The 13,864-nt window shown below is 47.8% G+C and carries 12 protein-coding genes; 6 read left to right on the top strand and 6 right to left on the bottom strand.

Going from position 1 to position 13,864, the window contains the following annotated elements; genetic code table 11:
- Window positions 1–24: 24 nt before the first annotated feature.
- The gene (locus JYJ62_RS00800; protein WP_205340283.1) at window positions 25–1,221 is read right to left on the bottom strand and encodes an amino acid aminotransferase; all 1,197 of its coding nucleotides are present in this window, start codon (window positions 1,219–1,221) and stop codon (window positions 25–27) included.
- Between the two features lie 170 nt (window positions 1,222–1,391).
- Here JYJ62_RS00800 and uvrB point away from each other — a divergent pair, with 170 nt between their 5' ends.
- Window positions 1,392–3,407 carry an excinuclease ABC subunit UvrB gene (gene uvrB / locus JYJ62_RS00795; RefSeq protein ID WP_205340282.1) on the top strand — a complete coding sequence of 672 codons (2,016 nt, stop codon included), beginning with the start codon at window positions 1,392–1,394 and terminating at the stop codon, window positions 3,405–3,407.
- 122 nt (window positions 3,408–3,529) lie between these two features.
- A complete protein-coding gene (gene gltX / locus JYJ62_RS00790; protein ID WP_205340281.1) occupies window positions 3,530–5,005 on the top strand; it encodes a glutamate--tRNA ligase in 1,476 nt (491 codons plus the stop codon).
- 66 nt (window positions 5,006–5,071) lie between these two features.
- On the opposite strand, the gene sulA is transcribed toward gltX, so the two are convergent.
- A complete protein-coding gene (gene sulA / locus JYJ62_RS00785) occupies window positions 5,072–5,551 on the bottom strand; it encodes an SOS-induced cell division inhibitor SulA (protein ID WP_205340280.1) in 480 nt (159 codons plus the stop codon).
- A gap of 9 nt (window positions 5,552–5,560) precedes the next feature.
- Window positions 5,561–6,181: a transcriptional repressor LexA gene (gene lexA, locus JYJ62_RS00780; protein ID WP_205340279.1), complete on the bottom strand. Its 621-nt coding sequence runs from the start codon at window positions 6,179–6,181 to the stop codon at window positions 5,561–5,563.
- 222 nt (window positions 6,182–6,403) lie between these two features.
- Here lexA and JYJ62_RS00775 point away from each other — a divergent pair, with 222 nt between their 5' ends.
- Together JYJ62_RS00775 and JYJ62_RS00770 are read left to right on the top strand one after the other, a co-directional pair.
- Window positions 6,404–6,625: a DUF2835 domain-containing protein gene (locus tag JYJ62_RS00775; protein WP_205340278.1), complete on the top strand. Its 222-nt coding sequence runs from the start codon at window positions 6,404–6,406 to the stop codon at window positions 6,623–6,625.
- 46 nt (window positions 6,626–6,671) lie between these two features.
- Window positions 6,672–7,703, top strand: coding sequence for a quinone-dependent dihydroorotate dehydrogenase (locus JYJ62_RS00770; RefSeq protein WP_205340277.1), 1,032 nt, complete (start codon window positions 6,672–6,674; stop codon window positions 7,701–7,703).
- 64 nt (window positions 7,704–7,767) lie between these two features.
- Here the strand turns inward: JYJ62_RS00770 and rmf are convergent, their stop codons facing one another.
- Window positions 7,768–7,983, bottom strand: coding sequence for a ribosome modulation factor (gene rmf, locus JYJ62_RS00765; protein ID WP_205340276.1), 216 nt, complete (start codon window positions 7,981–7,983; stop codon window positions 7,768–7,770).
- Window positions 7,984–8,394: 411 nt separating this feature from the next.
- On the opposite strand from rmf, the gene rlmKL reads away from it, so the two are divergent.
- Window positions 8,395–10,635: a bifunctional 23S rRNA (guanine(2069)-N(7))-methyltransferase RlmK/23S rRNA (guanine(2445)-N(2))-methyltransferase RlmL gene (gene rlmKL, locus JYJ62_RS00760; protein WP_205340275.1), complete on the top strand. Its 2,241-nt coding sequence runs from the start codon at window positions 8,395–8,397 to the stop codon at window positions 10,633–10,635.
- A gap of 266 nt (window positions 10,636–10,901) precedes the next feature.
- Window positions 10,902–11,840, top strand: a complete 939-nt coding sequence (rluB, locus tag JYJ62_RS00755) for a 23S rRNA pseudouridine(2605) synthase RluB (RefSeq protein ID WP_232365704.1) — start codon at window positions 10,902–10,904, stop codon at window positions 11,838–11,840.
- A gap of 24 nt (window positions 11,841–11,864) precedes the next feature.
- Here the strand turns inward: rluB and JYJ62_RS00750 are convergent, their stop codons facing one another.
- Together JYJ62_RS00750 and JYJ62_RS00745 are read right to left on the bottom strand one after the other, a co-directional pair.
- A complete protein-coding gene (locus JYJ62_RS00750) occupies window positions 11,865–12,788 on the bottom strand; it encodes a GGDEF domain-containing protein (RefSeq protein WP_205340273.1) in 924 nt (307 codons plus the stop codon).
- A 310-nt stretch (window positions 12,789–13,098) separates the two neighbouring features.
- Window positions 13,099–13,836 (bottom strand): YciK family oxidoreductase, encoded by a 738-nt coding sequence (locus JYJ62_RS00745; protein WP_205340272.1) that lies wholly within the window; start codon window positions 13,834–13,836, stop codon window positions 13,099–13,101.
- Window positions 13,837–13,864 lie beyond the last annotated feature (28 nt).

The following is a 13,864-nucleotide window of genomic DNA, read 5'->3' as shown; positions in this document are numbered from 1 at the left end:
TTTATTGGGCAGGTTATCGGGCTGTTACAACACCTGAACGATGGCGTCAGTCACAGTATCAATATTATTCATATTCAACGCAGCGACACAGATACGACCGGTGCCCACAGCATAAATAGCAAACTCATCGCGCAGACGGTCAACTTGCTCTTTAGTCAAGCCAGAGTAAGAGAACATGCCGCGCTGCTCAGCAACAAAACTAAAGTCACGCTTAGCACCTTTAGCCGCCAGTTGCTCAACCAGCAGTTTGCGCATCAGTAAAATACGCTCACGCATTTCAGCCAACTCAGCCTGCCATAAAGCATTTAACTCTGGCGTATTAAGGACATGCCCAACAACTGTGGCACCATGAGTTGGTGGATTGGAGTAGTTGGTACGAATCACGCGCTTAACTTGCGAAAGCACGCGACCGGCTTCCTCTTTCGATTCAGTCACGATCGACAGCGCACCCACTCGTTCACCGTACAGCGAAAATGATTTAGAAAAGGAACTGGAAACAAAGAAGTCCATGCCGGAGTCAGCAAATAAACGTACTGCGGCAGCATCCTCGTAAATCCCTTCGGCAAAACCTTGGTAGGCAATATCGAGGAAAGGGATGTGCTTACGCTCACGCAACACATCTAAAACCTTGAGCCATTGCTCAGGACTTAGATCAACCCCGGTTGGGTTATGGCAGCAAGCATGCAAAATAATGATGGACTCAGTCGGTAACTGACGTAAATCTTCGAGCATACCGTCAAGGTTAATACCTTGCTCAGCGGCATCGTAATAACGGTAATTCTGCACTGGGAAACCAGCAGACTCAAACAGCGCGCGGTGGTTTTCCCAGCTAGGATCGCTGATCGCAACAATGGCATCCGGCAATAAACGTTTTAGATAGTCGGCACCCGTTTTTAGGGCACCCGTACCACCAATCGCTTGGCTGGTGACAATGCGACCCGACTTGATAATTTCAGAATCAGCACCAAATAAAAGCTTTTGTACTGCACTGTCGTAGCTTCCAATACCTTCAATAGGCAGATAACCACGCGGCGCATGCGCTTCGGCACGAGCTTTTTCAGCGAGGGCAACTGCTTTAAGAAGAGGAATACGACCAGCTTCATTGTAATAAACACCAACACCGAGGTTGACTTTTTGCGGACGGGTATCGGCGTTAAAAGCTTCGTTCAGACCCAAAATTGGGTCACGTGGCGCCATTTCGACGGCAGAGAACAGGCTCATGTTTAGCGAACTCGATTAAAATGGAATGGAGGCCTTAGCTTAACAGACACAGCGTCGAGACGCAGCGCGATTCGACAGGTATTATAACGTTCGAACTATGAATATTACGCAAAAACAGTCTGTTGTGTACTTTTAGCGGTGTTTTGCCGCATATGTTATTAGAGGTTTGCATGTCGCGCTTTGAGCTTGTCACACAATTTCAGCCCGCTGGTGATCAGCCCGAAGCCATTCGTCAACTGGTAGCCGGTATCGAATCAGGCCTGTCACACCAAACATTGCATGGTGTGACAGGGTCTGGAAAAACCTTCAGCATTGCCAATGTGATCCAACAGGTACAACGTCCAGCGATTGTTCTTGCTCCAAATAAAACCCTCGCGGCGCAGCTCTATGGTGAGTTTAAAGAATTTTTCCCACATAACGCTGTTGAGTATTTCGTGTCCTATTACGACTACTATCAGCCTGAAGCCTATGTCGCCGCCTCCGATACCTTTATCGAGAAAGATGCCTCAATCAATGATCATATTGAGCAAATGCGCTTGTCAGCAACCAAAGCATTGCTGGAACGTCCCGATGTGATTATTGTCGCGACCGTCTCCTGTATTTATGGTTTAGGCAGCCCAGAAAGCTATTTGAAAATGGTGGTGCACTTGGATCGTGGTGATCGTATCGATCAACGTGCCTTGTTAGCCCGCTTAGCCGACTTACAGTACACCCGTAACGAAGTGGACTTTTCACGCGCGACGTTTCGCGTACGCGGCGATGTGATTGATATCTATCCGGCCGAGTCGGATTTTGAAGCCATCCGTATTGAGCTGTTTGATGATGAAGTGGAAAGCATCAGTGCTTTTGATCCGCTGACGGGCAAGGTGATTGGTAAGCTGCCGCGTTTTACCTTTTACCCCAAGTCGCACTATGTTACGCCGCGAGAAACGCTTCTAGAGGCAATTGAGCATATTAAAGTTGAGCTGGCTGAGCGTTTAGAATATCTACGCACTAATGATCGCTTGGTTGAGGCGCAGCGTTTAGAGCAACGCACTCGTTTTGATTTGGAAATGATTTTAGAGCTGGGTTATTGCAACGGTATTGAAAACTACTCTCGCTATTTATCGGGTCGTGAAGCCGGTGCGCCGCCGCCAACGTTATATGATTACTTGCCGGATAATGCCTTACTGATTATTGATGAGTCGCACGTCTCGGTGCCGCAAATTGGTGCTATGTATAAAGGTGACCGTTCGCGTAAAGAAAATCTGGTCAATTATGGTTTTCGTCTGCCGTCTGCATTAGATAACCGTCCGATGCGCTTTGATGAATGGGAAGCGGCCAGCCCGCAAACGATTTTTGTCTCAGCTACGCCCGGCAATTATGAAGCAGAACACGCAGGGCAGGTGGTTGAGCAGGTGGTGCGCCCCACCGGCTTAATTGACCCTGAGATTGAAGTGCGCCCCGCCTTAACTCAGGTGGATGATTTACTCTCACAAATCAGTGCGCGGATTGCGGTAGACGAGCGCGTGCTAGTGACCACACTTACTAAACGTATGTCTGAAGATCTGACCGATTACTTAACCGATCACAATGTACGAGCCCGTTACTTACACTCCGATATTGATACGGTTGAACGCGTTGAGATTATTCGCGATCTACGCATGGGTGTCTTTGATGTGCTGGTCGGGATTAACTTATTGCGCGAAGGTTTGGATATGCCAGAAGTGTCGCTGGTGGCGATCTTAGATGCCGACAAAGAAGGCTTCCTACGCTCAGAGCGCTCGCTGATTCAAACCATTGGTCGTGCCGCGCGTAACCTCAACGGTAAAGCGATTTTATATGCTGACCGCATGACCGGCTCCATGGAACGGGCGATTGATGAAACCAACCGTCGCCGTGAAAAACAAATTGCCTTTAATACCCTGCATAACATTACCCCGATCGGGGTGAAGAAAAGCGTTAAAGATATTATGGAAGGTGCAGTGGTACCTGGCTCGCGCAGTAATAAGCGTAAAGCACAGGAGCGCGCGGCAGAGCAAGCGGCTGAATATGATCAGCAGATGCGTACACCCAATGATGTCGGCAAGCGCATTAAACAGCTAGAAGAAAAAATGTATCAACTGGCGCGCGATCTTGAGTTTGAAGCGGCTGCACAAATGCGCGATGAAATACAACGCTTACGCTTGCGACTGCTGGATATGTAACGCTATAGCTGAGCTGTTTTACTGAGGTTAAAACTTTCGCCCGAGTCGTCACTGGAGCAGGGCGCTTAGAATTTGTTAAGATGTCTGCTGTAATTTCTATTTTTAAGCTTTGAGTACCCATAATGACCACTGTCCGTACCCGTATTGCACCTTCTCCAACTGGCGATCCGCACGTTGGCACCGCTTATATTGCGTTATTTAATATGTGTTTTGCTCGTCAGCACGGTGGTCAGTTTATTCTGCGCATTGAAGATACTGATCAAGTACGTTCGAGTTCGGAATCAGAGCAACAAATTTATGATGCTTTGCGCTGGTTAGGTATTGAGTGGGACGAGGGTCCAGATGTCGGTGGCCCACATGGCCCTTATCGTCAAAGTGAACGTGCGACTATTTATAAAGAACACTCAGATATTTTGGTTGAAAAAGGTCATGCTTTCCCATGCTTCTGTAGCAGTGAGCGTCTCAATGAAGTTCGTGCACAGCAAATGGCCAATAAACAAACGCCTGCTTACGATGGCCATTGTGCGCATTTAGATCCTGCCGACGCACAACAACGCGTTGCAGCCGGCGAATCCCATGTGATCCGCATGAAAATGCCTACCGAAGGTATTTGCGTCGTTAAAGATATGCTACGCGGTGATGTTGAAATTGGCTGGGACCGTATGGATATGCAGGTCTTGATGAAAGCCGATGGCCTTCCCACCTATTTTTTAGCCAACGTTGTCGATGACCATTTAATGGGCATTACTCACGTTTTACGTGGCGAAGAGTGGCTGCCATCGGCACCTAAGTTGATTAAGTTGTATGAGTATTTCGGTTGGGAACAGCCGGTTTTATGCTATATGCCGCTGCTGCGTAACCCGGACAAGAGCAAGCTCTCTAAGCGTAAAAACCCAACCTCAATTAATTTCTACGAGCGTATGGGCTACTTACCGCAAGCGATGCTGAACTATTTAGGTCGTATGGGTTGGTCGATGCCTGATGAGCGTGAGAAGTTCTCGCTCGAAGACATGATTGAGCATTTTGATATCAATCGTGTTTCTTTGGGTGGACCCATTTTTGATGTAGAGAAACTGTCTTGGCTCAATGGTCAATGGCTGCGTGAGTTAAGCGTAGAGCAGTTTGCTGATGCAGCACGGCAGTGGGCCTTTAATACCGATTACGTGATGCAGATTGCTCCGCATGTGCAGGGCCGCGTCGAAACCTTAAGTCAAATTGCTCCGCTCGCTGGATTCTTCTTCTCGGGTAGCGTGCCACTGACTGCAGAACTGTTTGCGCATAAGAAACTCGATAACAATCAAGTGCGTCAAGTACTGCAAATTGTGCTGTGGAAGCTGGAAAGCTTACGTCAGTGGGATAAAGATGCAATCACCGCGTGTATTAATGCCACTGGCGAACTGCTTGAGCTTAAGCTACGCGATATCATGCCGCTGATGTTTGCGGCTATTACCGGACAGGCCAACTCTGTCTCCGTATTAGATGCTATGGAAATTCTGGGCCCAGACTTAACTCGCTTCCGTTTACGCCAAGCATTAGAGCTATTGGGCGCCGCCTCTAAGAAAGAAAGCAAAGAGTGGGAAAAACTCCTCGCAGAGTAATCAATCGTCTCAATAAAAAAGCTGCACGGCCTTAACAAAGAGCGTGCAGCTTTTTTATTCGCTGAGTCAGATGATAAAGGTTTGACGTATATTCAAACTTTGTGCAGAACCCATTCTCGCAGCCGTTGTGAGTCGTGCGCGGATGGCGCGCGGCAATGGATTGAACCAACTGATTACCGTATGACTGCAACCTAAGCGTAACGCTTCACACGCCAATTCTGGACTGCTTTGTATACCTCTTGGGCGTAACACCAAAATACGTTCACGATTAAGCCCAGTATCGCGCAACCACTGTGCGGTCATGTGCTCAGGTGGCGAGATCAACGTCAGCCAGCGATCATTTTGGTCCTCACTGAGTTCGCGTAGAATAGGTGCGATAAGCTGTAAGCACTGCTGTGCACGTCCCGACAAAGAGATTTCACTGAAGACTCCATCATCTTGTACTGGCGTACCTGTGCAAGTATGACGTGCTACTGCTATTAAGGGTGTAACTGTCGGGCTGTCTATATTGAGTGGTGATTCAAATAGTGCTATTTGGCGATTCATAAAATCTCCTTAGCGACGTATAACGCCGACACTTAAGCCTTCAATAGTCAGATTTTGGGTTTTCAAATCAACTTTAATCGGCTCAAAATCACTATTTTCAGGGAGCAACCAAACCGTATTGCCTTCACGCTTATAGCGTTTTACTGTGACATCATCATCAATACGCGCCACAACAATCTGGCCATTGTGTGCTTCTTGAGTGATATGCACGGCGAGTAAGTCGCCATCAAGAATACCGATATCCTTCATGCTCATACCGCGAACTTGCAGTAAGTAATCTGCACGTGGCTTAAACAAATCAGGGCTGACTGGGCAGGAACTTTCAATATGTTGCTGCGCGAAGATAGGCTCGCCAGCGGCAACGCGACCAATCACCGGAAGCTCATTATCGTTTGCTGGTAATTCATTAGCATCCAATGTTTCAACGATCTTTAAGCCTCGTGACGCACCGGGAATCATTTCAATAGCGCCTTTGCGTGCCAATGCTTTTAAGTGGTCTTCAGCCGCGTTAGGTGACTTAAAGCCTAGATCTTTAGCAATTTCAGCACGAGTGGGTGGGTAACCGTTATCTTCTATCCAGGTTTTAAGAAAGCTTAGAATCTCTGACTGACGTTTCGTTAGCTTAGACATAATAGGACTCTGTTGTTTTATACAGTGACTGGTATTATATACAGTCTTTTGTCAGATGCAACGTTTTGTGACGGGCACTTTTGAGCGCAGACAGAAACACCTAAGAGGTATACGAGAAAGGAAGGGGAGCCCATTAGCTGGGCGGGGCTAAGAACAGCAGTGCCGCGCATGCTATACTACCGCTCCCCTATAAAATAATAGCCTTAGGTATGTAGAGCCATCATGTCCAGCTTAGTCTTTGATATTTCCATAGCTGCGCAGGATTATTTACGCGTTTATCAAGGTACTGCTAACCGAGTACTGATACGTAGCCGTGATGGGCGCACCGTCAGTCTACCTGCGCGGCATTTACAGCCCTTCTTAACTCACGATGGCATAGCAGGCAGTTTTATTATGGAGTTTAATGCACAAGGGCAGTTATTAGACCTGCGTAGGTTACCTTAACCCGCTATAATCAAATCATTCTATTTAACTTATTTGATACTCATCTATGTACAACTTATCTCGTCGTTTACTCTTTAAACTGTCGCCGGAAACAGCGCACGAATTAACTATCGATTTATTAGGTGCGGCGGGACGTCTTGGCTTAACGCGGCGTTTGGTTAAGCAGCCTGCAACGTTGCCAGTCAAAGTGATGGGGTTAGAGTTTCCCAACCCCGTTGGCTTAGCTGCAGGTCTGGATAAAAATGGTGATGCCATTTTAGGTCTGTCAGGTTTGGGTTTTGGTTTTATTGAAATTGGCACCGTAACACCGCGTGCACAGCCCGGTAACCCCAAGCCTCGTTTATTTCGTTTGCCCTCGGTCGAAGGCGTAATTAACCGCATGGGTTTCAATAACCTCGGCGTGGATCATTTATTGTCGAGAGTGCAAAACGCTAATTTCCCTGGAATTCTAGGCATTAACATCGGTAAGAACTTTGACACACCGGTTGAAAACGCGGCTGATGATTATTTGTACTGTTTAGATAAGGTCTACGGTTGTGCCAGTTACATTACAGTGAACGTCAGTTCACCAAACACTCCAGGCCTTCGTTCTTTGCAATTTGGTGATTCATTAAGAAACCTTTTGAATACTTTGCGCGAGCGTCAAGAAGACTTAACGGTATTGCATGGCAAGCGTGTCCCTTTAGCAATTAAAATTGCTCCCGATATGAGCGATGAAGAAATTGCTGATGTTGCAAATATTTTGATAGAGACCGGTATGGATGCAGTGATTGCAACCAATACCACGGTGTCGCGCCAAGGTGTAGAGGGTATGCTGCACTCTGATGAGGCGGGCGGCTTATCCGGTGCACCGGTACGCGAACAAAGTACTCATGTGGTGCGCGTACTGGCCGATACCCTAGCAGGACGTCTGCCCATTATTGCCGCGGGTGGAATCACCGAAGGGCAACATGCCGCAGAGAAAATTCAAGCGGGTGCAAGCTTAGTGCAGGTGTACTCAGGATTTATTTATAAAGGTCCAGAGCTGATTAGAGCATCAGTCGATGCGATTGCTGCAGTATCACGCAGTCGTAACTAAGTTATTTAGAAGACAAAATCGTGAGGCCTTGAATTGCGCCTCACGATACAAAAATCACGCTGTGCTATCCTACGGCGTTGAGTTCATTAAGCCGATGGAGGCCAGCTGTGCCGCGGTAACCATCCCAGTTATCGCCACGACCTTCACGCCAGCCGTTTAACCAAGCTTGGCGAGCAGTTACTAAATTAAATGGACAGAGTTCGCGCGACTTACCAGTGACACCATGTTGGTAGCCACGTAAAAAAGCACGTTCTAACGGATCACGCTTGAGTCTTCTCATTGGGTATAGCCCTCAGTTATTGACTAGAATGTTGCCGCTGGCTTTAGAGTAAAGCCTTATACTGTACAGTTAAGAAACTCATATGCTCCTAGGTGAGTTCCAAGCAATGCAAAAAGCAAAAGCTCATCTAAGTTCTAACCAATGTAGCGTTAGGATGGAATGATTATTTTCGTATATGCCTCTGCTTTTTTCACATTAAAGAGCATAAGTGACAATTTGTTTCATAAGGACATGCCGTAAAGCGCGTAACTACACAAAAACTCAGTGTATTTGACGCTTAAGTAACACGATATGCTTTTACTGAAATCACGAATGAATAGAGTAAAATCGATGAAAGGTCACTCTTTTGACCTTGATTGAAATACATTATGTATAGAAAAAGTTTTGAATTAAGCACCCACTGGAATATTTATGCCCGCCAATAAAGAAGTAGAGCTGTATTTAACCTGTCCGAAAAGCCTCGAAGGGCTGCTGCTTGATGAAGCGCAAGCACTGGGTCTCGACGATGCTCGCGAGCATTTGTCTGGGGTTTCTGGACGTGGCACCATGCAGGTCGCCTATAGCCTTTGCTTATGGTCGCGGCTGGCTAACCGAGTACTGTTGGTGCTTAAGCGCTTTAGCGTCAAAACGGTTGAAGACCTGTACCACGGTATCAATGATTTAGATTGGTCTGAGCATTTGCAGGCCAACGGTACCTTATCCGTTGAGTTTACCGGACGCGGATCAGGGATTGATAACACCCACTTTGGCGCCTTAAAAGTTAAGGATGCGATTGTTGATGCGCTGCGTGATGCTGACGGTAATCGTCCGTCGGTTGATAAGATCAGTCCCGATGTGCGTGTTCATCTGCACCTCAATCGTGGCGAAGCCACCTTATCGCTAGACTTATCGGGTACCAGTCTGCACCAGCGGGGCTATCGTTTACAGCAAGGTGCTGCACCGTTAAAAGAAAACCTCGCCGCGGCAATTTTATTGCGTGCTGGCTGGCCAGCTCTAGCAAAACAAGGCGCAGCTTTAGTTGACCCCATGTGTGGTGTGGGTACTTTCTTAATTGAAGGTGCCTTAATGGCCGCTGATATAGCTCCTAACTTGCGCCGTGAGCGCTGGGGTTTTAGCAACTGGCTAGGTCATAATCCAGAGCAATGGCAACCAATCTTTGAAGAAGCTAAACAACGTGCAGCAATCGGCCTGGCTAAACCACCGCTATGGATTCGCGGCTATGAAGGTGATCCTCGCTTAATTCAGCCTGCACGCAATAATATTGAGCGCGCAGGATTGGCCAGCTGGGTCAATGTGTATCAGGGCGAGTTAGCTACGTTTGAGCCCAAGACTGATCAAGGGCAAACTGGATTGGTCGTCACTAACCCGCCGTACGGTGAGCGTTTAGGCGATGAAGCCAGCTTGCTATATCTTTACCAGTATTTAGGTGAGCGCTTACGCAGTGCTTGTTTAGGATGGGAGGCGGCGGTGTTTACCGGTGCACCACAACTGGGCAAACGTATGGGCTTGCGCAGTCACAAGCAGTATTCGCTGTTTAATGGTGCCTTACCATGCCGTTTATTATTATTCCAAGTACAGCCAGAGCGTTTTGTCCTCTCTGATCGGATGACGACCCACGTCAAGCCTGGCGCACAGGTTGATGACGATGAAGCGCCACGCTTAACAGGCGAACCCGAGCGCACAGCAGCACCGATGGAAACAGCACGCCTCAGCGAAGGCGGGCAGATGTTTGCCAATCGTCTGCAAAAGAACCTTAAACTGCTCGGCAAGTGGGCGCGCAAAGAGCAGATTGAATGCTACCGTCTGTACGATGCCGACATGCCAGAATACGCTCTGGCGATTGATGTCTATGCTGATTGGGTGCATGTACAAGAGTATGCCGCACCAAAAACTATTGACCCTGAAAAAGCTAAAGGTCGCTTTTTGGATGCTTTAGCAGCGATCCCTACCGTACTTGATGTACCACCTGAGCGAATCGTGATTAAACGTCGTGAACGTCAAGCAGGTATGCGTCAATATGAGCGTCAAGCTGAGCGTGGCCAGTTTATGCATATCACTGAAGGTGGCGTGAAGCTGCTAGTGAACTTGACTGACTATCTCGATACTGGTGTCTTCTTGGATCACCGCCCAATGCGCATGCGCATTCAAAAAGAAGCAGCGGGCAAGCGCTTTTTAAATCTATTTTGTTACACCGCTGCGGCAACTGTGCATGCGGCGAAAGGTGGCGCACGCACGACCACCAGCGTGGATCTATCAAAAACCTACCTGGATTGGGCGAAGCGTAATCTAGCATTAAACGGCTTCTCTGATAAACATAGCTTAGTGCATGCCGATGTGATGGTCTGGTTAGAAAGTGATCGCGAAAGCTATGACTTGATCTTCCTTGATCCGCCGACTTTCTCCAACTCAAAACGTATGGAAGATGTGTTTGATATTCAGCGTGATCATGTCCTCCTGCTAGATCGTGCGATGGCACGCTTAGCGCCAGGTGGTAGCCTGTATTTCTCCAATAACTTCCGTCGTTTTGTGATGGATGAAAGTATTGAAGCACGCTATCAAGTGACTAATATCACCGCGCAAACCTTTGATCCTGACTTTGCGCGCAATAAGAAAATCCACCAAGCATGGCATTTAACCCAGCGTACAGACTGATTTATATCGTCTATTAGCAGGGCTAAGCGTATGATAAGCAACTTGCAATTTTTGCAATTTAATAACTGAAAAGCGACCCACCGGGAGGTGCTTAAATGAACGATAAAATCAAGAAAACTGCTGTTGCACCAGCAGGCGATAAACCCAAGAGTGATAAAGTTAAGAAAGCGGCAGCTACACCAGTAAGCGAAAAGCCTAAGAACGATAAGGCCAAGAAAATCGCTGTTACTCCTACCGGCGAAAAACTGCAGAAGGTTTTAGCTCGCATGGGTTTTGGCTCGCGCCGCGATATTGAACAATGGATTTCTGATGGTCGCGTGCTGGTCAACGCACGTGTCGCTAAGCTTGGTGCACGCGTTGATGCATTAGACGCGATCACTGTTGATGGTCGTCCGCTGAAAAAAGATGCCGAAGATTATCTGCAACGCCGTGTGCTAATTTACAACAAGCCTGAGGGTGAAGTGTGCACACGTAAAGATCCAGAAGGTCGCCCAACTGTATTTGATCGTCTACCGCGTCCACATACCGGTCGTTGGATCAATATCGGTCGCCTGGATATCAATACGACTGGCTTGCTGATGTTTACCACTGATGGCGAGCTGGCTAACCGTTTAATGCACCCGTCCTATCAGATGGACCGTGAGTACGCGGTACGTGTGCGCGGTGAAGTCACCGAAGAGATGATTGAAAACCTTAAACGTGGCGTGATGCTTGAAGATGGTCCCGCGAAGTTTACCGACGTGCAGGCTGCGCCCGGTGGAGAAGGTTTTAACCGCTGGTTCCACTGTGTCGTGATGGAGGGCCGTAACCGTGAAGTACGTCGTTTGTGGGAATCACAAGATGTAGTGGTGAGCCGCTTGAAACGTGTACGTTTTGGACCGGTATTCTTAACCTCAGAGTTAAGTGTCGGACGCTGGCGTGAAATGGGCCAGGCTGAAGTCGACATTCTCAGTAAAGAAGTTGGTCTTGAGCCGATTGCTTTAGCAGAAGTAAGCGAGAAAGCGAAGGACAAACTGGAGCGTCAGCAGCGTAAAATAGCTCGCCCTGTTGCTCAGGTACGGGATAACCGTCGTCCAGAAAAGAAAATAGTGTATAGCAGCAGTAAAGATCAGCCGGAAGAGTTTGCTAAGGGCTCAAGAAAGCCACGTCCGAGCACCACAACAGGTGCAAAAAAACCAACGGTACGTCGTCTACGTCCTGAGTAATGATTCTGCTCCAACTAGCGTCTCTTAAGGCGCTAGTTGCACCTGATTGCGGCCACTATGCTTAGCCGCATACAAGGCAATGTCGGAACGCTGTAAAAGTCTTTGCAAGGTTTCTTGAGTAGTGAGGGCAGCGCAACCAATGCTCGCAGTGATCTGAATACTGTGCTGCACATGCTTGATCAGTAATCCCTCTATACTTTCACACAGTCGCTGCGCTACCAGCATGGCATCTTGCTCGTCGGTGTGAGGCAGTACCGCCAAGAATTCTTCACCACCATAGCGAAATAAAGCATCCGTGCTACGCAGTTGCTTTTGGATATGCTGAGCCACCTGAACCAATACTAAGTCACCAACGCTATGGCCGTAGCTATCATTAATGCGTTTAAAATAATCAATATCAATCATCAACACTGACAGCGCTTGCTTGTGTCGGTGCGCCGTATCAATATCGCGCTGCAAGGTTTGTTGCATGCCAAAACGATTACCAACACCGGTCAGTGGGTCTTTTAAGGCACTTTGTAATGCCGCCGCGTACAGCAGACCATTGCGCAATGGAAAAATCAAACTGGAAATAACCGATTCAAAATCGCCCAATTCCTGCTCGCTAAAACGGCTGTCTCGTGTGAAAACAATATGACCTAAAAACTCGCCCTGATAGCTTAATCCGTAATTAATACTGTGTTCCTGAGGAACACCTAGCTCAACGCTAACCTCATGTTCAGCTTGCTTGTAACTCAGAGAGGCATACTGCACAAGACGCTGCGTGCTCTTGAAAAACAAAGTTAGCAGGGTTGTTATATCCAGCGTTGTTTGCAGTTGAGTAACCAGCAACTGACGCAATTCTTCATGCGACAAGGCAATCAGCGGCAGCATATCGGTTTTCACCGCTGCATGGGCTGAGGCTGTTGGCTCTAAATTGACGACATTTGAGGTTGGCTGGGTATTCATAAGCGTGCTTCACATGAGTGATCTTGCTTATAGTTAAGCTATTTTCGTGCCAACTATTAAAACCCTTTATATTCAATAGGTTACAGATATCTTGTAGAGCGGCGTCAAAAAAACATTGCAAATGGCCATCATTGCGTAGAGGCAGTTTAATGGCACTGACAAAATTATGACGGGGGAGTGTAACAATAAGCGCTGTTATTGAACTGATGGGCTCATCATTGCAAATGGCGCAAGAACATCAAGATGAGTGCCACGGCCTAGAGCAATGGCACTCGAATCGAGCACAGTCGAATGGCTGTACTGGGACTATTTACTGAGCATCAAAAGCTTGGCCAGTGACACCTTTGCTATCAGGGCCCATTAAGTACAAATACACAGGCATGATCTCAGCGGGTGTCGGGTTGTTCTCTGGGTTCTCACCAGGGTACGCATGCGCACGCATATCGGTACGTGTCGCGCCAGGATTAAGGCTATTCGCGCGGATTGGCGTGTCGTCCACTTCATCGGCCATCACTTGCATTAAGCCTTCGGTGGCAAACTTAGATACGGCATACGCACCCCAGTAAGCACGTCCTTTGCGTCCTACGCTACTTGAGGTAAAGATCACTGAAGCGTCGCTGGATAAGCGCAGTAACGGTAGCATCGCACTGGTCAGCATAAATACGGCATTAACGTTAATCTGCATGACCTTGGCAAAGTTTTCGCCAGCCAACTGTTCCAGCAGCGTGCGCGGACCTAAAATAGAAGCATTATGCAGCAGGCCATCTAGACGACCGAACTCAGTTTCGATCATTGCTGCAAGCTCGTTATAAGCGTCAGTGCTAGCCTTTTCTAGATCCAAAGGAATCACCACCGGCTCCGCGTGACCCGCAGCTACAATCTCGTCATACACAGCATTAAGACGCTTCTCGGTTTTACCTAACAGTAAAACTGTCGCGCCGTGGGCCGCGTAGGTGCGTGCCGCTGCCGCGCCAATGCCTCGCCCAGCACCCGTCACCAGAATGATACGATTTTTTAATAACTCAGCAGGTGCAGTGTAATCAAACATAACTGATCTCTTTAAAATCAATGATTTA

It is taken from the genome of Denitrificimonas caeni (assembly GCF_905120345.1).
GTDB classification, from domain to species: domain Bacteria; phylum Pseudomonadota; class Gammaproteobacteria; order Pseudomonadales; family Pseudomonadaceae; genus Denitrificimonas; species Denitrificimonas caeni_A.
This window is presented reverse-complemented; position numbering and strand designations above follow the sequence as displayed.